This is a genomic window from Rhizorhabdus wittichii, from assembly GCF_017607425.1.
Classification (GTDB): Bacteria; Pseudomonadota; Alphaproteobacteria; order Sphingomonadales; family Sphingomonadaceae; genus Rhizorhabdus; species Rhizorhabdus wittichii.
The window spans coordinates 4,633,730-4,656,151 of sequence record NZ_CP059319.1 but is presented as its reverse complement, the minus strand read 5'-3'; the positions used below and the strand labels follow the sequence as shown (position 1 = coordinate 4,656,151).

Below are 22,422 nucleotides of genomic sequence, written 5' to 3'. Positions count from 1 at the left end.
ACGATTGGTATCCCCGGGGCTTCTCCTGCCGTTACCCCAGCTTCGCCATCACCTCTTCGGGGACGTCGTAATTGCCCCAGACGGTCTGGACGTCGTCGTCGTCGTCGAGCGCGTCGATCAGCTTGAGGAGCTTGGCCGCGTCGTCCTCGCCGACCGTCACCTGGGTCTGCGGGCGCCAGGCCAGCTTGGCGCCGTCGGGCTCGCCCAGCACCGGCTCGAGCGCCTTGGCGACCTCGTGCAGCGCGTCCTGCGCGGTCCAGATCTCGTGGCCGTCCTCGGACGAGCTGACGTCGTCGGCGCCGGCCTCCAGCGCGGCCTCGAACACCTTCTCCGCATCGCCCGCCGCGAGACCGTAGCTGATCAGGCCGAGCCGGTCGAAGCCGTGGCTGACCGATCCGCCCGCGCCGAGATTGCCGCCGTTCTTGGAGACGATCGTGCGAACGTTGGTCGCGGTGCGGTTGCGGTTGTCGGTGAGCGCCTCGATGATCAGCGCGACGCCGCCGGGGCCGAAGCCCTCATAGCGGATCTCTTCGTAATTGGCGCCGTCGCCGCCCGCGGCCTTGTTGATCGACCGTTCGATATTGTCCTTGGGCAGGCCTTCCTTGCGCGCGGTGATCACCGCCTGGCGCAGGCGCGCATTCATCGCCGGATCGGGCAGACCCATGCGCGCCGCGACGGTGATCTCGCGGCTGAGCTTGGAGAACAGCGCCGAGCGCTTCTTGTCCTGCGCACCCTTGCGGTGCATGATGTTCTTGAATTTGCTATGACCGGCCATTGCCGTCCCGTCCCGAGCTATCGTTGAGTGGCGCGCTCTCTAGCGCCCCACCCCGCGCCAAGGCAACTGCCTAGGCTTCATCGTCATCCCGGCGAAAGCCGGGATCTCACTTTTCTTCGTCGCAGAAAGGCAATGAGATCCCAGCTTTCGCTGGGATGACGTAAGGAAGCTCAATCCACGAACAGCAGCGCGGGCGTCTCGATCAGCCGCTTGAGCGCCTGGACGAAGCTGGCGGCGTCCCAGCCGTCGACGACGCGGTGGTCGCACGAGATCGACAGGTTCATCAGCTTGGCGGCGACGACCTGGCCGTCGCGGAACACCGGGCGCTCGACCACCTTGTTGGGGCCGATGATCGCGACCTCGGGCCGGTTGATCACCGGCGTCGTCGCGATGCCGCCGAGCGGGCCGAGCGAGGTGATGGTGAGCGTCGATCCCGACAGCTCCCCCGACGTCGCCTTGCCGCTGCGCGCGGCCTCCGCCAGCCGGACGATCTCGCTCGCGAGCTGCCAGATATTGCGGTCCTGCGCGTCGCGGATGACCGGCACCATCAGCCCGGCGTCGGTCTGCGTCGCCATGCCGAGATGGACCGCGCCCGAGCGGGTGACGATCCCCGCCTCGTCGTCGTAGCGCGCGTTGATCATCGGGAAATCGGGCAGCGTCCTGCAGATCGCGGTGATCAGCAGCGGCAGCATGGTGAGCTTGGGCTTGGCCCCGCGCGTCGCGTTGAGGTCGGCGCGCAGCTCCTCCAGCTTGGTGACGTCGATCTCCTCGACATAGGTGAAGTGCGGGATGGCCCGCTTCGACGCCGCCATGTTCTCGGCGATGCGGCGGCGCAGGCCGATCACCCTGACCTGCTCGTCGGCGCGGGCCCGGCCGACCGGGCGATAGCCGCCGCCGGCATTATAGGCGAGGAAGGCGTCGAGATCGGCATGGCGGACGCGCCCGTCCTCGGCGGCCTTGACGTCGGCGAGGTCGATGCCGAGGTCCCTGGCGCGCTGCGGAATCCGGCGGCGGGGAAGAGGATTTTCCCCTCCCGCAAGGCGGGGAGGGCTGGCAGGGTTCCTGTCGGCGCAGCCGACGGCTTTTCCCCGGCCTCGATCGGTGCAGGCTCGCTTCGCTCGCCACCCACCCCCGGCCCCTCCCTGGAAGAGAGGGGAGAGGAAGAAGGCTCCGGCTTCACCACCTGCGCCGGCTCGGCCTCGACCGCGCCGTCGCCCTCGACCTCGAACACCGCGAGGATCGAGCCGATCGCGATCTGCTCGCCGACCTCGCCGGCGATCTTCACCACCTTGCCCGCGACCGGCGCGGTCATCTCGACCGTCGCCTTGTCGGTCATCAGGTCCGCGAGCGGCGCGTCCTCCTCGACCATGTCGCCCGGCGCGACGTGCCAGGCGACGATCTCGGCCTCGGCGATGCCCTCGCCGATGTCCGGAAGCTTGAAACTATAGGTGCCCATCTCGGATCAATCCTGCATCACGCGCTTGAACGCTTCGGTCAGCCGCACCGGGCCGGGGAAATAGGCCCATTCGAGGCTGTGGGGATATGGCGTGTCCCATCCGGTCACGCGCTGGACCGGCGCCTCCAGCCAGTGGAAGCAATGCTCCTGCACCAGCGCCGACAGCTCGGCGCCGAAGCCGCTGGTCTTGGTCGCCTCGTGGACGACCATGCAGCGCCCGGTCTTCCTGACCGACTCGACCACCGTCTCGATATCGAGCGGGACCAGCGTGCGCAGGTCGATCAGCTCGGCGTCGATGCCGGTCTCCTCGATCACGCTGTGCGCGACATGGACCATCGTGCCATAGGCGAGGACGGTGACGTCGTTGCCCTCGCGCACCACCCGCGCCTTGCCGAGCGGCACCTTGTAGTAGCCCTCCGGCACCGCGCTCTCGGCGAACTTGCTCCACGGCTGGACCGGGCGGTCGTAATGGCCGTCGAACGGGCCGTTGTAGATGCGCTTCGGCTCGAAGAAGATCACCGGATCATTGTCCTCGATCGCGGCGATCAGCAGGCCCTTGGCGTCATAGGGGTTGGACGGGATCACCGTCTTGAGCCCGGCGACATGGGTGAAGATGCCCTCGGGACTCTGGCTGTGCGTCTGCCCGCCGAAGATGCCGCCGCCAAACGGGGTGCGCACCGTGATCGGCGCGGTATATTCGCCGGCCGAGCGGTAGCGCAGCCGCGCCGCTTCCGACACGAGCTGGTCGAGCGCCGGATAGATATAGTCGGCGAACTGGATCTCGGGCACCGGGCGCAGGCCGTAGGTCGCCATGCCGACCGCGACGCCGATGATGCCGCATTCGCTGATCGGCGTGTCGAACACGCGGGTCTTGCCGTAGCGCTTCTGCAGCCCCTCGGTCGCCTTGAAGACGCCGCCGAAATAGCCGACGTCCTCGCCCAGCACGACGATCCTGTCGTCGCGGCCCATCGCGACGTCGATCGCCGAGTTGATCGCCTGGATCATGTTCATCGTGCGGGGGTCTTCGGTCATGCGACGATCTCCCCACGCGTCATCCCGGCGGAGGCCGGGACGACGATATGCGACGCCCTCATATCCCCGCCGCCTTGCGCTCGTCGTGCATCTGGGCCGACTGCTCCTTCAGGTGCCACGGCATCTCCTCGAACACGTCCTCGAACATCGAATCGAAGGATTGCTTGAGGCCGTCCTGGAGGATGCCGTTCTTCTCGGCCTCCTTCTGGGCGGCCTTGACCAGCTCGGCGACCTCGAGGTCCATCGCCGCCTGGCGCTCCTCGTCCCAGATGCCGAGGCCGACGACATGCTTCTTGAGCCGCGCGATCGGGTCGCCGAGCGGCCATTTGCCACCCTCCTCGGCCGATCGGTACTTGGTCGGGTCGTCCGAGGTCGAATGACCCTCGGCGCGATAGGTGAAATGTTCGATCAGGGTCGGGCCGTGGTTGTTGCGCGCCCGGTCCGCCGCCCATTGCGTCGCGGCATAGACGGCGAGCGCGTCATTGCCGTCGACGCGCAGGCCGGCGATGCCATAGCCGATCGCGCGCGCCGCGAAGGTCGTCGCCTCGGCCCCCGCAAAGCCCGAGAAGGACGAGATCGCCCACTGGTTGTTGATGACGTTGAGGATGACCGGCGCGCGATAGACGGCGGCGAAGGTCAGCGCGGAATGGAAATCGCCCTCGGCGGTCGATCCCTCGCCGCACCAGGCCGCCGCGATCCGCGTGTCGCCGCGCGCCGCGCTCGCCATCGCCCAGCCCACCGCCTGCGGATATTGGGTGGTGAGGTTGCCCGAGATCGAGAAGAAACTGGCCTGCCGCACCGAATACATGATCGGCATCTGGCGGCCCTTCAGCCGGTCGGCGCGGTTCGAGTATATCTGGTTGATCATGTCGACGATCGGCCAGTCGCGCGCGATCAGCAGGCCCTGCTGCCGGTAGCTCGGGAAGCACATGTCGTCATAGTCGAGCGCATGGGCGGCGCCGACCGAGGTCGCCTCCTCGCCGGTGCACTTCATGTAGAAGCTGGTCTTGCCCTGGCGCTGCGCGCGGTAGAGCCGCTCGTCGAAGGCGCGGGTCAGCGCCATGCTGCGCAATATCTTGAGCAGCGTCTCGGGCGCGAGGCGCGGGTCCCACGGCCCCTGCGCCCGCCCCTCGTCGTCGAGCACGCGGACCATCGCATAGGGCATGTCGCGCAGGTCGGCCGGGCCGGCGTCGACCGGCGGCCGGCGCACCGCCCCGGCGACGGGCATGTCGAAGTCGGCGAAGTCGACCGTGTCGCCCGGCCGGAACGCCGGCTCGGGCACGTGAAGCGACAGCGGCGGCAGGTTACGGCCCGTCATGCGCAGCTCATCCTCATACCTAATCGGTCAGCACTGCTGACCCTTATCGCGCCTATAGCCTCTTGGAATAATATTACAACAGCCATTCCAAAAATTACAACGGCTCACGGACTCGCCGGAAAGCGATCCTTCTACCGCCATTCCCGCCGCCGCGAAATCTCCGTCATCCTGGCGGAAGCCAGGACCTCCCTGCCTTGGTTGGAGCGCAGGAGACGAAGAAAAGGGAGATCCCAGCTTCCGCTGGGATGACGAACCGTGGACCGCCCCTGTCAGCCCCGGACCGGCAGGCGGCAGATCGCCTCCAGCCCGCCGCCGGCCCGATTCGCGAGGATCAGGCTGCCGCCATGTTCCTGCGCGATCGCCCGGGCGATGCTGAGGCCGAGGCCGATTCCCCCGGTCGCGCGGTTGCGCGACGGCTCTCCGCGCTCGAACGGCTGGAACATCGCCTCCAGCGCCTTGTCGGGAAGGCCGGGCCCGCGATCGGCGATCCGGATCTCGGCCTCGGCCTCGATCCGGGCGACGCCGATCTCGACCCCGCCGCCATAGGCGACGCCATTGTCGATCAGGTTCTGGAACAGGCGCTTCAACGCCATCGGGTCGCCCGCCACCTCGGCCGGCTCGACCGTGCCCAGCGCCACCGGCCGGCCGATCTCGCGCTCGTCGGCGGCGAGGTCGGCGAGCAGCCGATCGATCGCGACCGGCTCGACGATGTTCACGCTGCCGGTATCGCGGACGAAGGAGATGGTCGCTGCGATCATCGCGCGCATCTGCTCGATATCGGCCTGCACCTTCTCGCGCATCTCGTCGGGCGCGCCCTCGATGCGGAAGGCGATCCGCGCGAGCGGGGTGCGCAGGTCGTGCGCGATCGCGCCGATCATGTTGGTCCGCTCGGCCAGATAGGCCGACAACCGCTGCTGCATGCGGTTGAGCGCATGGGCGGTGACGCGCAGTTCGGTCGGCCCTTCCTCGACGATCAGCGGCGCCTGCGGGTTGGCGCCCATCCGGTCGGCGGCGTCGGCGATCCGGCGGATCGGCTTGGCCAGCGCGCGCGCGAAGATCCAGGCGAAGGGGATGACGGCGAGCAGGCTGAGCCCGAACAGCATCAATATCCGCTGCTGCCACGACGCCAGCCAGGCGCGCGGCGGGGTCCGCACCACCCGCCAGCCGCCGTCGGTGCGCAGCCCCGCGACGACCGTGTCGAAGAACAGCGGCTCGCCGCGGCGGACGATCACCCGGCGGTCGTCGCGGCCGCCGAACGGCATGTTGCTGCGCTGGTCGGGCTCGAAGAACAGCCGGACATCCTCGATCGGGACGCCGATCCGGTCGGCGAGCCGCGCGGTGAAGACGTCGGAGCTGACCATGTTCGGGTCGGGCAGCGGCGGCGCCGGCCGCTGCACCGTGCCCAGCCGCCGCTCGCGCTCATGATCGTCGGGGTCGGGCCGGACGGGCGGCGCCGGCGACAGGTCGACCGGGCCGGCGTGGCCGTGGGGGACGACCATCACCCGCCAGCGGCGCTCGCGCGGAATCTTGCGGCCGGCCAGCGCCTCGGCGATGTCGGACAGGCTGTTGAAGTCGGGGCGCGGCGGCGGCGCCCAGGCGAACAGCGCGACGGTGACGACGAACACCACCGCGACGCTGGCGAGCAGCAGCAGCAGCGTCTGCCAGAAGATCGACAGGCCGCCGCCGCGCACGCGGGTCATTCGCCTTCGACCTTCAGCGTGAACATATAGCCTTCGTTGCGGATCGTCCGGATCGGATCGTCGGGGCCGAGCTTCTTGCGCAGCCGGCTGATCGTCACGTCGATCGCGCGGTCGAACACGTCGCTGTCGACGCCCTTGCCCGCCTCGATCAGCTGGTCGCGGCTCAACACGCGCTGCGGCCGGTCGAGGAAGGCGGCGAGCACGCGGAACTCGGCGTCGGTCAGCGGCGCGGCCGGCGCGTCGAGCCGACGCACCTCGCGCTGGACGATGTCGAGCGTCCACGGGCCGAAGCGGCGGACCGCCCCGCCCGTCGCGGCGGCGGCGGCCTCCTCGCCCCGGCGGCGCAGCACCGCGCGGATGCGGGCGAGCAGCTCGCGCGGGTTGCACGGCTTGGGCAGATAATCGTCGGCGCCGACCTCCAGCCCGATGATCCGGTCGGTGTCCTCGCCCATCGCCGACAGCATGATCACGGCGGGGCCGCCGGGCTTGCGCACCCGCCGCAGGATCGACAGCCCGTCCTCGCCCGGCATCATCAGGTCGAGGACGATCAGGTCGGGCCGCTCGGCGGCGATGCGCGCGTCCATCTCGGCGCCGTCGGCGGCGCTTTCGACGCGCAGGCCGTTGGCGCGCAGGAAATCGGTGATCAGCGTCCGCAGGTCGCCATCGTCGTCGACCACCAGGATCAACGGGTTGCCGCCGCTCATCGCCGCTTCTCCTTCGCCTTCTCCTTGACCCGTTCGAGGCAGGCCGCGTTGGCCGCGACCTGCGCGGGCGTCTTGGGCAGCTGCGCGAAGCTCAGCGCCTTGGTCTGCTGCGGATCGAGATCGGCGAAGCGGTCGGCGGCGGCGGCGCGGAACTCCTGCGCGGTGATCGCGCGGTTGAGGTCGCTGTCGGCCGCCGCCACCGGATTGGGGATGTTGAGGAAGGCGTAGCGTCCCGCGCCGATCGCGCCGTCATAGCCGGCCCCCGCGCCGGGCCGGCCGCCGCGCCGCTTCGCCGGTCGCGGCCGATCGCGATCGTCGTCCTTCGCGCCGCCGTCGGCCGGGCGCTCGGGGCGCCGCTGGTAGAGGCGGATCTCGGGGGCGACGTCCTGTTCGTAAGCGCTGACCTCGTCGGGCAGAAGCTCGCCGCTCTTGTCCTTGTCGAGCGTCGCGAAGAAACGGTCGCCGTCGAGCATCAGCTCGCCCACCGTCAGCACGCCGTCCTTGTTGCGGTCGGCCTGGTCGAACCAGCGCCGGACCGGATCGTCGGCGCCAGGATCATCATTGGCTCCCTTCGGCCGGAACGGCTCGCCCATCGGCGAGATGAACAGCACCGGCCGCACCGGTTCGGGACAGACCGGCGGCGGCCCGTCGCGGCGCGCGGCGACGGGCGACGCCAGCAGCAGGGCGAGGAGAAGGGCCTGTCTCATTCGTGCCGCAGCGCCTCGATCGGGTTGAGCGACGCCGCGCGCCGCGCCGGGAAATAGCCGAACACCACCCCGATCAGCGCCGAGAAGATGAAGGCGACGAGGTTGATCTGCGGATCGAAGATGAACGGCACCTTCAGCACCGGCGCGAGGATCAGGGTCGAGACCAGCGCCAGGAACAGGCCGAGCAGCCCGCCCAGGCAGGCGAGCGTCACCGCCTCGACCAGGAATTGCAGCAGCACCTCGCGCGCGACGGCGCCGATCGCCAGGCGGATGCCGATCTCGCGGGTCCGCTCGGTCACCGAGACGAGCATGATGTTCATGATGCCGATGCCGCCGACCAGCAGGCTGACCGCCGCCACTGCGCCGAGCAGCGAGGTGAGGATCTGGGTGGTGCCCGACAGCGTGTCGGATATCTGCTTGGTGTCGAAGATGTTGAAGTCGTCCTCGGCGCCGTCGCTCAGGTGGCGGCGCTCGCGCAGCAGGTCGCGCAGCGACGCCTGCACCCGCTGGCTGTCATAGTCGGCGTCGACCGAGATCATCATCATGCGGACGTCGCGATTGCCGGTCATCCGCCGCTGCACCGCCTTGTAGGGCATCAGCACGATGTCGTCCTGGTCGTTGCCGAAGCCGCCCTGCCCCTTGGGCGCCAGCGTGCCGATGATCTCGCACGAGATGTTCTTGATGCGGAAGCGCTGGCCGACCGGGTCGATGCCGCGGAACAACCGGTTGCGGACGGTGTTGCCGACGATGCACACCGCCTTGCCCGCCTGCTCCTCGGCCGGCGAGAAGATCCGCCCGCCGGTGAAGGTCCAGGGCTGGGCGGTGAAATATTCGCGGTTGGTGCCGTTGACCGTCGTCGACCAGTTGGCCGCGTTGTAGACGGCGGTGCCGGTCGACTGGACCAGCGGCGCCACCGCCTGCACCCCGACGATCTGGGTGCGGATCGCATCGAGGTCCTCGATCTTGAAGTCGGGCGGCTGTGGCCCGCCGCCGCCGCGCCCGAAGCCCTGGCCGGGCCGGACCTGGAGGACGTTGGCGCCGAGGCTGGAGATCTGCTGCTTGACCGCGGCGGTCGCGCCCTGGCCCAGCGTCACCATCGTCACCACCGCCCAGACGCCGATGACGATGCCGAGGATGGTCAGGAAGGAGCGCAGCAGATGCCGCCTTATCTCGCGCACCGCGAGCAGGAAGGTGGTGCCCCACATCAGGCAAGGCCTCCGGCTGCGGCAAAGCCGTCATGCTGAACTTGATTCAGCATCCATTGCCGCAACGCCCGAAACGATGCGTTGCGCGTCTGGATCCTGACTTTCGTCAGGATGACGGTCGAAGGGGACGGCCTCACGCCTTCACCCCCGCCCCTTCGGTCACTTCGAACCGCTCGACCAGGCCGTCGCGGAAATGGATGATGGTGTGGGCATAGGCCGCCATCTCGGACTCGTGCGTCACCATCAGCACGGTGATCCCGCTGTTGCGGTTGAGGTCGGTCAGCAGCTCCATGATCTCGATCGAACGCTCGGTGTCGAGATTGCCGGTCGGCTCGTCGGCAAGCAGCACGTCGGGATGGGTGACGATCGCCCGCGCGATCGCGACGCGCTGCTGCTGGCCGCCCGACAACTCGGCGGGGGTATGGTCCCACCAGTCGGCGAGGCCGACCTTATCGAGCGCCGCCATCGCCGCCGCCCGCCGCGCCGCCTTCTCCTCGCCGCGATAGACCAGCGGCAGCTCGACATTCTCGAGCGCGGAGGTGCGCGCGAGCAGGTTGAACCCCTGGAAGACGAAGCCGAGATAGCGGCGGCGGAGCAGCGCGCGCTGGTCGCGCTCGAGCTTCTCGACCTGGTGGCCACGAAACAGGAACTGCCCGGCGGTCGGCACGTCGAGACAGCCGAGGATGTTCATCGTCGTCGACTTGCCCGATCCGGACGGCCCCATCACCGCGACGAAGTCGCCGCGCGCGATGTCGAGGTCGACGCCCTTGAGCGCGGCGAAGGCGGTCGGTCCCTCGCCGAAGACCTTGGTGACGCCGCGGAGCTGGATCAGCAGCTCGCCGGGGGCGACGTCACTGGCCATTGCGCCGCTGCCCGCTTCCGCCCTGGCCGCCTGTCCCCTGGCCGCGCCCGGAGCCGCCGCTGCCGCCCGCCGCATATTGGCCGATCACGACCTGCATGCCTTCGCTCAGCTTGCCGCCGGTCACCTCGGCCTGGCTGCCGTTGCTCTCGCCGACGGTGATCTCGACCGGCTGGGGCTGGCTGCCCGAATCGGCGACGACATAGACGGTCTGCTTGCTGCCGCGGCCGATCGCCGCCTCGCGCTCGCTCGATCCGCCGCGGCGGCGGACCCGGGGGGCGAGCACGCTGGTGATCCCGCCGCCGTCGCTGCCCGCCGCCTGCCGGTCGGGGGTGAAGCGCAGCGCCGCCGACGGGACGAGCAGCACGTCCTTCTTCTGGGTGGTGATGATGTCGGCGGTCGCGGTCATGCCCGGACGGAGCAGCCCGTCGCCATTGGCCACGGTCAGCCGCGCCGTATAGGCGACGACCCCGCTCGTCGTGGTGCTGGCGGTGCTGCTCGACGACGAGCTCGACGAACCGGTGCCGGTCGCGTTGGCACCGACGTCGACCCGCTCGATCGTCGCGGGGAAGGTGCGGCCGGGAAAGGCGTCGACGGTGAAGGTCGCCTTCTGGCCCTTCTGGACCTGCCCGACATCGGCCTCGTCCACCTTCACCTCGAGCCGCATCTGGCGGAGGTCCTCGGCGATGGTGAACAGCACCGGCGCGTTGAACGAGGCGGCGACGGTCTGCCCCGGCTCGATCGAGCGCGACAGCACCTGGCCGTTGACCGGCGAGCGGATGAACGCCTTGGACAGTGCGGTCTGCGCCGAGGACAGGGTGGCCTGCGCCTGGTCGACCGCGGCCTTCGCCGTCGAAACGCCCGCCGTCGCGCGGGCCGCATCGCCCCGCGCGACGTCGAGCTCGGTCGCCGACGGCACCTTGCCGCCCGATAGTCGCCAGACCTGTTCCTGTCGTCGCAGCGTCGCCCGCGCCTGCTGTTCGGTCGCCTCGGCCTGCTGGACGCCGGCGCGCGCCGAGGCCAGACCGGCATCGGCCTGGTTGACCGCGTCCTGCAACCGCGACGTATCGAGCTTGGCGAGGAGCTGGCCCTTCTTCACCCGGTCGTTGTTGTCGACATAGACCTCGACGATGATGCCCGACTGCTCGGAGCCCACCTCGACCTGGTTGGTCGGCGCGAGGTTGCCGGTCGCCGAGACGATGACGGTCAGGTCGCCGCGCTCGACCGGGCGGGTCGCATAGGCGGCCTTGTCGTCGCCGCCGAGGATCAGCCGCCACAGGATGACCAGCACCACGACGATGGCGAGGCCGATGCCGATCCGGCGGAACAGCACCGCGCGCGGCGAGGTCGGCTCGACGCCGAGGAATTCGTCCAGATCCTGCTGGGGCTGCTTGTCGGGATCGGTCATCAGGGTCTCGTCTCGGCAGGGGCGGGCCGTTTGCCGCCTTCATAGGGTCCGGGGGCCGGGATCGGCGCGGTCTGCCAGCCGCCGCCCAGCGCCTTGTAGAGCTGGATGGTCGCGCTCGCCCGGGCGGCGCGCGCGCTGGCGGCGGTGTCCTGGCTGCTCAGCCGGGTGCGCTGGCTGTCGAGCAGCGACTGGAAGTCGACCAGGCCCGACCGGTACTGGAGCTGCGCGTAGCGCGCGGCGTTGTTCGCCGCCTCGTAGCTGACGGCGAGGTCGGCCTCGCGCCGCTCGGCGACCTCGCGGCCCTTCAGCGCGTTCTCGACCTCTTCGAGCGCGGTCAGCACCGCCTGGCGATAGGCGTCGTAGGCGGCGTCGGTGGCGGCGCGCTGGCCGACGATCGCGGCGCGGATCTGCCCGCCCTGGAAGATCGGCGCGGTGATGCCCGCGACGAGGTTGCCGATGCCGTCGCTGATCACGTTGCCGATCGAGGTCGACGAGCCCGAGAAGGAGCCCGACAGCCGCAGCGCCGGATAGAGCTGCGCGGTCTGCACGCCGATCCGGGCGCTTTCGGCGGCGAGCGAGCGCTCGGCGCTGGCGACGTCGGGGCGGCGCTCGATCACCTGCGCGGGGATCGGCGCATCGACCCCGGGGGCGAGCGGGATCGAGGCGGGCGAATCGATCAGCGCGGTGACGGCGCCGGGCGCCTCGCCCAGCAGCACCGCGATGCGGTTGACCGCGGTCGCATAGTCGTTCTCGATCGTCGGGATCGAGGCGGCGGTCTGGGCGCGGAGCTGGCGCGCCTGCTCATAGTCGAGGCTGGAGACGAGGCCGGCCTGGCGCCGCCAGCCGACCAGCTCGAAGGTCTCGTCCTGCGCCGCGAGGTTCTCGCGCGCGATCCTGAGCCGGCTCTGGGCGAGGCGCGCCTGGACATAGTTGAGCCCGACCTCCGACGCGATGCTCGCCTGGGTGAAGCGCAGGTCGGCCTCGCGCGCCTCGGCGGTGGCGCGGGCGGCCTGGATCGATCGGCGGATGCCGCCGAACAGGTCGGCTTCCCAGGCGACGTCGAAGCCGCCGCGATAGACAGTGGTGTCGCCGCCGCTGCCGATCGTCTGGCCGGTCGAGGGATCGATGATCGTGCGGCTGTCGGCGCCGACGCTGCGGGTGACCGAACCGCTGGCCCCGGCGGTCGGCAGCGCCTGCCCCTGGGTGCCGCGCAGCGTGGCGCGCGCCTGGCGCAGCCGGGCGGCGGCGGCGTCGACGTCGAGATTGCCGGCGAAGGCGCTATCGATGAGCTGGGTGAGGATCGGGTCCTCGAAGCTGTCCCACCAGCGGGCCAGGTCGACCATGTCCTGTTCGGCGGCGATCGTCGACGACGCCTGGAACTGGTCGGGAATCTTCAGGTCGGACACCGACGGCGGCCGATAGTCCGGCCCCGCATTGCAGGCGGACAGCAGCAGCAGGCCCAGCCCCAGGGCGGGGCGCGCGGCGTTCGCAAGGCGTTCGTCCATCCTCATGCCGGCTCTGTTAGCGCCCTTTCATGTCCGGGGATTTCACCGCTGAAACGCGGATGTCGCATCGCACATAATCCGCGTCGTCGTCCGATCGCAACAAGGACGACAGCGATCCGGTTCCCTTTCGGCGCGATCGGCGGCGGCGTTTTCCGGCCGGCCACCCGCGAGACGCCGCCGGCAGACGATTGTGGAAGCCTCCGAAAAGGCATATCCTGCGGACCAGATCGGAGAGACCGATGGAGAGGAAGCTTCCCGTAATCAAGGGCCTGGCCGCGCTGTTCGCCGCCGGCCTGATCGCCGTCCCGGGCGCCGCCACCACCGGCGATCCCGCGCCGTCGGCCCCGGAGACGATCCAGGGCAACCGCGACATCAACAAGCGGCTGACCGTGCCGGTGACGATCGACGGCGGCGGCACCTACCAGTTCGTCGTCGACACCGGGGCCGAGCGCACCGTGCTCTCGCGCGAGCTGGCCGAGCGGCTGACCCTCGTGCCGGCAGCCCCCGTCACCCTGCTCAGCATCGCCGGGGAGGACCAGGTCGCGACGGCGATCGTGCCCGGCCTCCACCTCACGGCGAGCCGCAGCCGCATGGAGGCGTTCGAGGCGCCGCTGCTCTCCGAATTCCACCTCGGCGCGGTCGGCATGCTCGGCATCGACAGCCTGCAGACCAAGCGGGTCGTGCTCGATTTCCGGGCGATGCGCATGTCGATCAGCGAGGCGCCCCGCTCGACCCGCGTCGCGACCGACGAGATCGTCGTCACCGCGCGCCGGCGGCTCGGCCAGCTCATCCTCGTCGATGCCGAGGCCGAGGGGCAGAAGGTCAACGTCATCATCGACACCGGATCGGCGGTGTCGATCGGCAATCCGGCGCTGCGCGAGCGGCTCGAACGGCGCAAGCGGCTGGGCCCGGTCGTGCCGATCAGCATCACCAGCGTCACCGGCGGGCAGACCCCGGCCGACTATAGCTCGGTCCACGAGATCCGGATCGGCGGAGTCACGCTGAAGGACATGCCGATCGCCTTTGCCGACGCGCAGATCTTCCACCGGCTCGGCCTCGACAACCGTCCGTCGGTGCTGCTCGGCATGGACGCGCTGCGGCTGTTCGACCGGGTGTCGATCGATTTCGCCAACCGCAACGTCCGCTTCCTGATGCCGGGCGACGCCTGGCAGGTGGCGCCGCCCCAGCTGGCGGGGATGGTCCCGCACCGGGGCTGATCGCACCGAATCGAACGGATCGGCTGGACGTTCGCGCATGGAAGGCTAATTTGCGGCTTTCCGATGGAGAGTCCAATGCGCCCCCTGCTGCCCGTCCTGAGCTTGATCGCCGCCCTCGCCCTGCCCGCCGCCGCGCCAGCCGCGCTCAAGGTCGGCGCCAAGGCGCCGGCGTTCGACACGCGCGCGTCGCTCGCCGGCAAGGATTTCGACTTCTCGCTCGCCAAGGCGCTCAAGAAGGGCCCGGTGGTGCTCTATTTCTTCCCGGCCGCCTTCACCAAGGGCTGCACGGTCGAGGCGCACGAGTTCGCCGAGGCGACCGACGACTTCGCCAGGCTGGGCGCGACCGTGGTCGGCATGGCGGCCGACCCGATCGAGAAGCTCAACCAGTTCTCGGTCCAGGAATGCCGCAACAAATTCGCGGTCGGCGTCGCCACCCCGGCGATGATCAAGGGCTATGACGTCGCGCTGGAGGCGGGACTGATCCCCAACGTCACCGGGCGCACCAACCGCACCTCCTATGTGATCGCCCCCGACGGGCGGATCGTCTTCGTCCATTCGGAGCTGGGCGTCGCGGGCCATGTCAGCGGCACGATGAACGCGGTCAAGGCGCTCAAGGCCAAGCGCTGAGCATGGTCCCCGGAACGGCGGCGCGCTCGGCCGCCGCGCTGCTGCTCGCGCTCGCCCCGGCCGGCGCGCGGGCGGCCCCGCTCGACGGCTATGTCCGCCGGCTCGAATATGCCGCGGTGGTCAGCGACCTCAACGCCCGGCTGCTCGCGACGCCGAGCGCGACGCGGACGCTCGAAGGCTGGTGCCGCGCCCACCGCCTAGCCGATCGGCCGGCGATCGTCGCCGACCGGATCGCCGGCGCCGGCAAGCCGATCGCGCCCGAGCAGCGCGCCCGGCTCGGCATCGGCCCCGACGAGCCGGTCCGCTATCGCCACGTCCGGCTGCGCTGCGGCGACCGGGTGCTGTCCGAGGCCGACAACTGGTACGTCCCGTCGCGGCTGACGGCGGAGATGAACGCGCAGCTCGACGGGGGCGACACGCCGTTCGGCACCGTCGTCGCGCCGCTCGGCGTCGCCCGGCGCACCGTCTCCGCCGAGCAATTGTGGCGGCCGCTGGCCGAGGGGTGGGAGATGTTCCGCGACGTCGAGGCCACCGACCGCACCGTGCCGCCGGTCGCGGCCGAGCTGATCCGCCACCGCGCGATCGTCGTCGACCGGACCGGGCGGCCGATCGCCGAGGTCGCCGAGACCTATGGCGCGCCACTGCTCGATTTCATGGGCGCCCGATAGTTTTTCTGTCGCGACGGGCGGGAGCGGCGCGGTTGGCAGACGCGCCGCGCCTGCCTACCTTCACTGCATGACCGATCCCGCGCCCTTCCGCCTCTCCGTCCTCGACCAGTCCCCCGTCGCCGCCGGCAGCGACGCGGCCGAGACCGTCCGCAACACGCTCGATCTCGCGCGGACCTGCGACGCGCTCGGCTATGACCGCTACTGGCTGGCCGAGCATCATGCGTCGATGAGCATCATCGGCGTCGCACCCGAGGTATTGATCGGCCGGTGGCGCTGGCGACGAAGCGGATCGGGGTCGGGTCGGGCGGGATCATGCTGCCCCTTATCGCCCTTCAAGATCGCGAGACCTTCCGGCTGCTCGGCGCGATCGCGCCGGGGCGGATCGACCTCGGCCTCGGCCGCGCGCCGGGATCGGACCAGCGCACCGCCTACGCCCTCCAGCGCGACCGGTCGCGCCGCATCCCGCCCGACGATTTCCCGCAGAGCGTGAACGAGCTGCTCGGCTATCTCTCCGACAGCCTGCCCGCCGACCATCCCTTCGCGCCGCTCGCCCGATCGCTGCCCGACGGCACGCAGGGCTCGCCCGATCCGTGGATGCTCGGCTCCTCGCCCGACAGCGCGCAATGGGCCGGCGAGCTCGGCCTGCCCTATTGCATCGCCGACTTCATCAACGCGCAGGCGCTGCCGCTCGCCGACATCTACCGCCGCGCCTTCCGCCCGTCGCGCTGGGCGAGCGAGCCGCACCTGATGGTCGCCAGCTGGGCGATCGCGGCCGACGATCGTGCCGAGGCGGAGGAACTGGCGATGCCCTTCGCGATGATGTTCGCGCATCTGCTGCGCGGCGACACGATCCGGGTGCCATCGGTCGAGACCGCGCGCGCCTGGACCGCCGCCAACCCCGGGGCGCCGCGCCGCGACCGCCGCCTGCTGCTCGGCGACGGCCGCGAGGTCCGCGCCGGGATCGAGCAGGTCGCCGAGCTGTACGGCGCGCAGGAGATGATGCTGGTCAACATCATGCCCGACCACGCCAGGCGCCGCCGCTCCTACGAGATGATCGCGGAGGCCTTCGGGATGACGCGGACGCCGGAAGCGGCTTAAACGAAACGCATCCCTCTCCCGTCAACGTCGCTCATCCTGAGGAGCCATTGAGCGAAGGCGAAATGGCGTCTCGAAGGTCCTTCGAGACAGGCCTTCACCTGCGTTCGGTCCCTCCTCGGGATGAGCGGGTCAGATAGAAAGGTCGATGCTCTACCCCAGCCGCTCGATCAGCGCCTGCGCCCCCGCCGGATTGCGTTCCTTCGCCCCGGCGATGAGGAACAGGAAGACGTCGCGCCCGTCCGCGCCGCCGTCCGCCGGCGAACCCGCATAGGGCAGCCCCTCGGGCGCCTCGCCCGCCGCCCATGACCGGGCGATCCCGGCCCAGCGGTCGAGCGCGGCATCGTCATAGCCGGTCGGCACCTCGGCGCTGGTCCGCTGGAGCCGCGCATAGGCGAAGGGCGCGGTCAGGTCGGCGATCATCGGATAGGTCTCATGCTCGGCGAACACGACCGCGCAGCCGCGCTCGCGCGCCAGGTCGACGAAGGCGGGGCAGACGAAGCTGTCGTGCCGCACCTCCAAGGCATGGCGCAACGCCACCCCCTCCTGCTCCGCGGGCAGCAGGTCGAGGAAGCGGGCGAAATCGTCGGGCTCGAATTTCTTCGTACCCATGAACTGCCACAGGATCGGGCCGAGCTTCGGCCCGAGCTCGGCGATCCCCTGCCCGACGAATTTGGCGATCGACTCCGCCCCGTCGGCCAGGACCTTGCGGTTGGTGCAGAAGCGTGACGCCTTGACCGTGAAGACGAAGCCGTCGGGCACGGTGGCGGCCCATTTCCGCCAGCTCTCGCGCTTCTGGGTGCCGTAATAGGTGCCGTTGATCTCGATCCCGGTCAGCCGCTGGCCGGCATATTCGAGCTCGCGGGCCTGGGCCAGGCCCTTGGGGTAGAAATTGTCGCGCCACGGCTCGTAGGTCCAGCCGCCGACGCCGACATGGATGGCGCCTGCCATCAGAAGCTGGCCCCGTCGACCTTCTGTATCTCGAGCGCATCGGGATCGACGCCCTCGACGCAGCGCAGGTTGACCGCCGCCATCTCACTGCCGTCGGGCATCTTCCCCATCGCGAAGGACTGGGTGCCGCAGGTCGTGCAGAAGCGATGCTCGATCGCGTGCTTGTGGAAGAAATAGCTCTTCAGATCGTCCTCGCCCCGCTCCAGCCGGAACTGCGCGGCTGGGAAGAAGGCGAGAAGGAAGCCCTTGCGCCGGCAGTGCGAGCAGTTGCACGCCATCGCCTGGGCCGGCACCTCCGCATCGACCGTATAGGCCACCTTGCCGCAATGACAGCTTCCTTCGAACGCCATGATCGTCTCTCCCTCAATTCTCGACGAAGGTCTTGAACCCGCCATAGATCAGGCGCTTCCCGTCGAACGGCGCATTCTCCATGTCGTGCTTCATCCGCGGGTCCTCCATCACCTTCTTGTTGATGGCGTCGCGGGCTTCGCGCGATTCATAGGTGATCCAGGAAAAGACCACCGTCTCGTCGTCCTTCAGATGGACCGCGCGGGGGAAGCTGGTCAACTCCCCGACCGACACGTCGTCGGCCAGCGCCTCGACATAGGACAGCGCGCCATGGCTCATCCACACGTCGCGCGCCCGTTCGGCCAGCGCCGTGTAGTCGTCGAGCTTGTCCTTCGCCACCGCGACGATGAATCCGTCCACATAAGGCATGTCCGTCTCCTTCCCGTTTCCCGGACCGCAGCATAGCGCATCCGCATGACAAGGACGGAGTCGGCGGTCCCGATCCTACACGCCGCGCCGCGCGAATCCGTCGACCGGTCGGCTTTCGATCAGGTCGACGAGGATGCGGATCGCCGGCCGGTCGCGCAAGGCCCGGCCGGCATGCTCGCCGAACAGCAGCCCGATGTCGCGGGTGAAGTCGAAATCGGTCAGGCGCGGGCGCACCACGCCGGGCGCGCGGAAGCTATCCGGCATCACCGTCACGCCCAGCCCGGCGCGGACGAGGCGCAGCGCGCGATCGTCGCTGGTGACGCGCGCGGGGAAGAAGGGGCGGACGCCGCGCGCGGTGAAATAGCGGCTGGTGTCCGACAGCAGCTCGCAATGGCGGCGGACGATCATCGGCTCGCCGGCCAGTTCGGCCCCGTCGATCATGTCGCGATCGGCGAGCCGGTGGGTCGCCGCCATCGCCAGCGCATAGCCCTCGGTCAGCAGCCGTTCGGCCGGCAGCCGGCTGTCGCCGCGCAGGATGGTCAGCGCCACGTCGAGATTGCCGCGCGCCAGCCGCTCGGCCAGCTCGCGCTCGCGCCCCTCGACCAGCTCGACCCGCTCGCCGCCGCCGCTGTCGCGCAGCCGCGCGGCATAATCCTCGATCCACGCCGCCGGGATCGAGCCGAGCACGCCCAGCCGCACCGTCGCGGGCGCCGCCGCCGACTGCACCGCGCGCTCGGCCGCCGCGAACTCGGCCTCGATCCGGCGTGCATGGCCGGCGAGGTCGACCGCCGCCGCGGTCAGCTCGACCCGGCGGTTGGTGCGGATGAACAAGGGACGGCCGAGCAGGGTTTCGAGCTTGGCGATGCCGGCGGACAGGGTCGGCTGCGAGACGTTGCACGACGCCGCCGCCTTGGAGAAATTGCCCTGGTCGATCACCGCCAGGAAGTAACGGAGCAGATAGCGGTCCACCATAGATATGGTCTATGATGTTCCCTCATCCCTTTCAATTTTTCTTATGGACGCGACTGAATTATCAGGGCGGTTCGGAATATCGGAGAGGTTGCCATGGCAGATTTCGACTTCGCGCTGGGCGAGATGGCGGATGCGATCCGCGACACGACGGCGCGCTTCGCCGCCGACCGGATCGCCCCGCTCGCGGCGAAGATCGACGCGGACGACTGGTTCCCGCGCGAGATATGGCCCGAAATGGGCGCGCTCGGCCTGCACGGGATCACGGTGGACGAGGCCGACGGCGGCCTCGGCCTCGGCTATCTCGAACATGTCGTGGCCCAGGAGGAGGTCGCCCGCGCCTCGGCCTCGATCGGGCTGAGCTACGGCGCCCATTCGAACCTGTGCGTCAACCAGATCCGCCGCTGGGCGACCGCCGAGCAGAAGGCCCGCTACCTCCCCAAGCTGATCTCGGGCGAGCATGTCGGCAGCCTCGCCATGTCGGAGGCGGGGGCCGGCTCCGACGTCGTCTCGATGAAGCTGCGCGCCGACCGGAAGGGCGACCGCTATATCCTCAACGGCACCAAATTCTGGATCACCAACGCGACCTATGCGGACACGCTGGTCGTCTACGCCAAGACCGGCGAGGGTTCGCGCGGCATCACCACCTTCCTCATCGAGAAGGGCTTCAAGGGCTTCTCGATCGGGCAGAAGATCGACAAGGTCGGCATGCGCGGATCGCCGACCGCCGAGCTGGTGTTCGACGATTGCGAGGTGCCCGAGGAGAACGTCATGGGCCCGGTCGGCGGCGGCGTCGGCGTGCTGATGTCGGGCCTCGACTATGAGCGGACCGTGCTCGCCGGCATCCAGCTCGGCATCATGCAGGCCTGCCTCGACACCGTCCTGCCCTATGTCCGCGACCGCAAGCAGTTCGGCCAGCCGATCGGCGCCTTCCAGCTCATGCAGGCCAAGGTCGCCGACATGTATGTCGCGCTCAATTCGGCGCGCGCCTATGTCTATGCGGTGGCGAAGAACTGCGATGCCGGCCGGACGACCCGCTTCGACGCTGCCGGCGCGATCCTGCTCGCCAGCGAGAATGCGGTGAAGGTCGCCAACGAGGCCGTCCAGGCACTGGGCGGCGCGGGCTACACCAAGGACTGGCCGGTCGAACGCTATATGCGCGACGCCAAGCTGCTCGACATCGGCGCGGGCACCAACGAGATCCGCCGCATGCTGATCGGCCGGGAAGTGATCGGGGCATGACCGGCCGTCACAACCATATATCTCCCTCCCCTTCAGGGGAGGGATGTAAGGGTGGGGTACGGAGTGAAGGGGCTCAATGCCCCTTCACGGAGTTCTCCGGGACGATCGGGGAAGGCTCGCTGCGCTCGCCACCCACCCCTTCCCCCTCCCTTGAAAGGGAGGGGCTTATCCGATGACCCGGCTTTCCACCCTCGCCGACCCCGCATCGCCGGACTTCGCCGCCAACGCCGCGCACAACCGCGCGCTGGCCGAGGAGCTGCGCGCCCGTGTCGCCACCGCCGCGCTCGGCGGGTCGGAGGCGCATCGCGAGCGCCATGTCGCGCGCGGCAAGCTGCTGCCGCGCGACCGCGTCCATCGCCTGCTCGATCCGGGCTCGCCCTTCCTCGAGGTCGGACAGCTCGCCGCCAACGGCATGTACGACAAGGAGGGCGGACCGCCCGGCGCCGGGGTGATCGCCGGGATCGGCAGCGTCCGGGGCCGCCACTGCATGATCGTCGCCAACGACCCGACGGTGAAGGGCGGCGCCTATTTCCCGATGACGGTGAAGAAGCATCTCCGCGCGCAGGAGATCGCGCGCGAGAACCGGCTTCCCTGCATCTACCTGGTCGATTCGGGCGGCGCCAACCTGCCTCACCAGGCCGAGGTCTTCCCCGATCGCGACCATTTCGGCCGCATCTTCTTCAACCAGGCGCAGATGTCGGCCGAGGGCATCCCCCAGATCGCCTGCGTGATGGGAAGCTGCACCGCGGGCGGCGCCTATGTCCCCGCCATGTCGGACGAGACGGTGATCGTCCGCCAGCAGGGCACGATCTTCCTCGCCGGCCCGCCGCTGGTGAAGGCCGCGACCGGCGAGGTGATCACCGCCGAGGACCTGGGCGGCGGCGACCTCCACGCGCGCAAGTCGGGCGTGGTCGACCATCTCGCCGAGAATGACGAGCATGCGCTGCTGATCGTCCGCGACATCGTCGCGACGCTGCAGCCGCCGTCCCCCGCGCCGGTCAACCGCGCCGATCCGAAGGCGCCGCTGTTCGACCCCGCCGAGCTCTACGGCATCGTGCCGCAGGACGTCCGCGCGCCCTATGACGTGCACGAGGTGATCGCGCGGATCGTCGACGGATCGGAGCTGCACGAGTTCAAGCCGCTCTACGGCACCACGCTGGTCTGCGGCTTCGCCCATATCTGGGGCCAGCCGGTGGCGATCCTCGCCAACAACGGCGTGCTGTTCTCCGAAAGCGCGCTCAAGGGCGCGCATTTCATCGAGCTCGCCTGCCAGCGCCGGGTGCCGCTGCTGTTCCTCCAGAACATCTCGGGCTTCATGGTCGGCGGCAAGTACGAGGCGGAGGGCATCGCCAAGAACGGCGCCAAGCTGGTGACCGCGGTCGCCACCGCCAGCGTGCCCAAGATCACCGTGCTGATCGGCGGCAGCTTCGGCGCCGGTAATTACGGCATGTGCGGCCGCGCCTATCAGCCGCGCTTCCTGTTCACCTGGCCCAATGCGCGGATCAGCGTGATGGGCGGCGAGCAGGCCGCGTCGGTGCTGGCCACCGTCCACCGCGACGCCGACACATGGACGCCCGAGCAGGCCGAGGCGTTCAAGGCGCCGATCCGCCAGAAATACGAGGACGAGGGCAATCCCTATTATGCGACGGCGCGGATGTGGGACGACGGGATCATCGACCCCGCCCAGACCCGCGACGTCCTCGGCCTCGCCCTCGCCGCCACGCTGAACGCCCCGATCCCCGATCGCGCGCAGTTCGGCGTGTTTCGGATGTGAATATGGCCCGTCGAAACCTAAAATTCCTCCCCGGAACGGGGAGGGGGACCGTCCGCAGGACGGTGGAGGGGCAATCGCTGACGACAAACGGCAACGATATGCTCTACAACCGCTGCCATATCCGCCAACACCTCCTTGGCCGGAATGCGCGCCACCAACACGTTCCGGTCCGCAAGCCAGGCATCGCGAACCGCATCGCGTTCCAATCGACTACCCATGTCGTGGGCCATGCCGTCGACCTCGATCGCGACGCGGACCTCCGTAGAATAGAAGTCGAGAACATAGCCGCCCGCCGGATGCTGACGCCGAAACTTGAAGCCTCCCGGCCGTTGACGCAGCACGCGCCACAACAGGCCTTCGGGCAAGGTCAATTCGCGGCGCAGCCGGCGTGCGCGTTCGACCGTCTTTCTCGGACCCGTCAACATCGGGACTGCCCCTCCACCATGCTTCGCATGGTCCCCCTCCCCGTACCGGGGAGGAATTGGGGGCGCAA

The 22,422-nt window shown here is 69.5% G+C and carries 21 protein-coding genes and 1 pseudogene; 6 read left to right on the top strand and 16 right to left on the bottom strand.

Features of this window, described 5'->3' with window-relative positions; genetic code table 11:
- Positions 1-31: 31 nt before the first annotated feature.
- From HRJ34_RS22400 to HRJ34_RS22350, 11 genes and pseudogenes are all read right to left on the bottom strand, one after another.
- On the bottom strand, positions 32-775 hold the full coding sequence (locus HRJ34_RS22400) for a YebC/PmpR family DNA-binding transcriptional regulator (protein WP_011952978.1): 744 nt from the start codon (positions 773-775) through the stop codon (positions 32-34).
- A gap of 170 nt (positions 776-945) precedes the next feature.
- A pseudogene (locus HRJ34_RS22395) lies at positions 946-2,231 on the bottom strand (dihydrolipoamide acetyltransferase family protein).
- A 6-nt stretch (positions 2,232-2,237) separates the two neighbouring features.
- Positions 2,238-3,242, bottom strand: a complete 1,005-nt coding sequence (locus tag HRJ34_RS22390; RefSeq protein WP_208634410.1) for an alpha-ketoacid dehydrogenase subunit beta — start codon at positions 3,240-3,242, stop codon at positions 2,238-2,240.
- Between the two features lie 79 nt (positions 3,243-3,321).
- The gene (locus HRJ34_RS22385) at positions 3,322-4,581 is read right to left on the bottom strand and encodes a 3-methyl-2-oxobutanoate dehydrogenase (2-methylpropanoyl-transferring) subunit alpha (RefSeq protein ID WP_016746465.1); all 1,260 of its coding nucleotides are present in this window, start codon (positions 4,579-4,581) and stop codon (positions 3,322-3,324) included.
- A gap of 269 nt (positions 4,582-4,850) precedes the next feature.
- Entirely contained in the window at positions 4,851-6,281 is a 1,431-nt protein-coding gene (locus HRJ34_RS22380) for an ATP-binding protein (RefSeq protein ID WP_208632432.1), read from the bottom strand.
- Positions 6,278-6,985 (bottom strand): response regulator, encoded by a 708-nt coding sequence (locus HRJ34_RS22375; RefSeq protein ID WP_011952983.1) that lies wholly within the window; start codon positions 6,983-6,985, stop codon positions 6,278-6,280. The genes HRJ34_RS22380 and HRJ34_RS22375 overlap by 4 nt, the downstream gene beginning before the upstream one ends.
- The gene (locus HRJ34_RS22370) at positions 6,982-7,692 is read right to left on the bottom strand and encodes an EF-hand domain-containing protein (protein WP_011952984.1); all 711 of its coding nucleotides are present in this window, start codon (positions 7,690-7,692) and stop codon (positions 6,982-6,984) included. Before HRJ34_RS22370 ends, HRJ34_RS22375 begins: the two co-directional genes overlap by 4 nt.
- Positions 7,689-8,897 carry an ABC transporter permease gene (locus HRJ34_RS22365; protein ID WP_011952985.1) on the bottom strand — a complete coding sequence of 403 codons (1,209 nt, stop codon included), beginning with the start codon at positions 8,895-8,897 and terminating at the stop codon, positions 7,689-7,691. Before HRJ34_RS22365 ends, HRJ34_RS22370 begins: the two co-directional genes overlap by 4 nt.
- Positions 8,898-9,030: 133 nt before the next feature.
- The gene (locus tag HRJ34_RS22360; RefSeq protein ID WP_011952986.1) at positions 9,031-9,759 is read right to left on the bottom strand and encodes an ABC transporter ATP-binding protein; all 729 of its coding nucleotides are present in this window, start codon (positions 9,757-9,759) and stop codon (positions 9,031-9,033) included.
- Positions 9,749-11,164, bottom strand: a complete 1,416-nt coding sequence (locus HRJ34_RS22355; protein WP_030091197.1) for an efflux RND transporter periplasmic adaptor subunit — start codon at positions 11,162-11,164, stop codon at positions 9,749-9,751. Before HRJ34_RS22355 ends, HRJ34_RS22360 begins: the two co-directional genes overlap by 11 nt.
- Positions 11,164-12,669: an efflux transporter outer membrane subunit gene (locus HRJ34_RS22350; RefSeq protein WP_226948901.1), complete on the bottom strand. Its 1,506-nt coding sequence runs from the start codon at positions 12,667-12,669 to the stop codon at positions 11,164-11,166. Before HRJ34_RS22350 ends, HRJ34_RS22355 begins: the two co-directional genes overlap by 1 nt.
- 239 nt (positions 12,670-12,908) lie before the next feature.
- Between HRJ34_RS22350 and HRJ34_RS22345 the strand changes: the two genes are divergently transcribed.
- The 4 genes from HRJ34_RS22345 (at position 12,909) to HRJ34_RS22330 (ending at position 16,279) form a co-directional block, all read left to right on the top strand.
- Positions 12,909-13,886 (top strand): retroviral-like aspartic protease family protein, encoded by a 978-nt coding sequence (locus tag HRJ34_RS22345; RefSeq protein ID WP_011952989.1) that lies wholly within the window; start codon positions 12,909-12,911, stop codon positions 13,884-13,886.
- 75 nt (positions 13,887-13,961) lie between these two features.
- Positions 13,962-14,513, top strand: coding sequence for a peroxiredoxin (locus HRJ34_RS22340; protein WP_011952990.1), 552 nt, complete (start codon positions 13,962-13,964; stop codon positions 14,511-14,513).
- Positions 14,514-14,515: 2 nt separating this feature from the next.
- Positions 14,516-15,181, top strand: coding sequence for a hypothetical protein (locus HRJ34_RS22335; RefSeq protein ID WP_208632430.1), 666 nt, complete (start codon positions 14,516-14,518; stop codon positions 15,179-15,181).
- Between the two features lie 267 nt (positions 15,182-15,448).
- Positions 15,449-16,279, top strand: coding sequence for an MsnO8 family LLM class oxidoreductase (locus tag HRJ34_RS22330; protein ID WP_226948900.1), 831 nt, complete (start codon positions 15,449-15,451; stop codon positions 16,277-16,279).
- A 150-nt stretch (positions 16,280-16,429) separates the two neighbouring features.
- On the opposite strand, the gene HRJ34_RS22325 is transcribed toward HRJ34_RS22330, so the two are convergent.
- From HRJ34_RS22325 to HRJ34_RS22310, 4 genes are all read right to left on the bottom strand, one after another.
- Positions 16,430-17,227, bottom strand: coding sequence for a DUF72 domain-containing protein (locus HRJ34_RS22325; RefSeq protein WP_016746472.1), 798 nt, complete (start codon positions 17,225-17,227; stop codon positions 16,430-16,432).
- Positions 17,227-17,577: a GFA family protein gene (locus tag HRJ34_RS22320; protein ID WP_011952994.1), complete on the bottom strand. Its 351-nt coding sequence runs from the start codon at positions 17,575-17,577 to the stop codon at positions 17,227-17,229. The genes HRJ34_RS22325 and HRJ34_RS22320 overlap by 1 nt, the downstream gene beginning before the upstream one ends.
- Before the next feature lie 13 nt (positions 17,578-17,590).
- Positions 17,591-17,944 (bottom strand): DUF1428 domain-containing protein, encoded by a 354-nt coding sequence (locus HRJ34_RS22315; RefSeq protein WP_011952995.1) that lies wholly within the window; start codon positions 17,942-17,944, stop codon positions 17,591-17,593.
- 75 nt (positions 17,945-18,019) lie between these two features.
- Positions 18,020-18,916: a LysR family transcriptional regulator gene (locus HRJ34_RS22310; protein ID WP_029993807.1), complete on the bottom strand. Its 897-nt coding sequence runs from the start codon at positions 18,914-18,916 to the stop codon at positions 18,020-18,022.
- 93 nt (positions 18,917-19,009) lie between these two features.
- Here HRJ34_RS22310 and HRJ34_RS22305 point away from each other — a divergent pair, with 93 nt between their 5' ends.
- Positions 19,010-20,155 (top strand): acyl-CoA dehydrogenase family protein, encoded by a 1,146-nt coding sequence (locus HRJ34_RS22305; protein ID WP_011952997.1) that lies wholly within the window; start codon positions 19,010-19,012, stop codon positions 20,153-20,155.
- Positions 20,156-20,327: 172 nt separating this feature from the next.
- Complete coding sequence (locus tag HRJ34_RS22300) at positions 20,328-21,929, top strand: carboxyl transferase domain-containing protein (RefSeq protein ID WP_208632429.1); 1,602 nt, start codon at positions 20,328-20,330, stop codon at positions 21,927-21,929.
- A 17-nt stretch (positions 21,930-21,946) separates the two neighbouring features.
- Here the strand turns inward: HRJ34_RS22300 and HRJ34_RS22295 are convergent, their stop codons facing one another.
- Positions 21,947-22,354 carry an endonuclease domain-containing protein gene (locus HRJ34_RS22295; protein ID WP_208632428.1) on the bottom strand — a complete coding sequence of 136 codons (408 nt, stop codon included), beginning with the start codon at positions 22,352-22,354 and terminating at the stop codon, positions 21,947-21,949.
- Between the last annotated feature and the right edge of the window lie 68 nt (positions 22,355-22,422).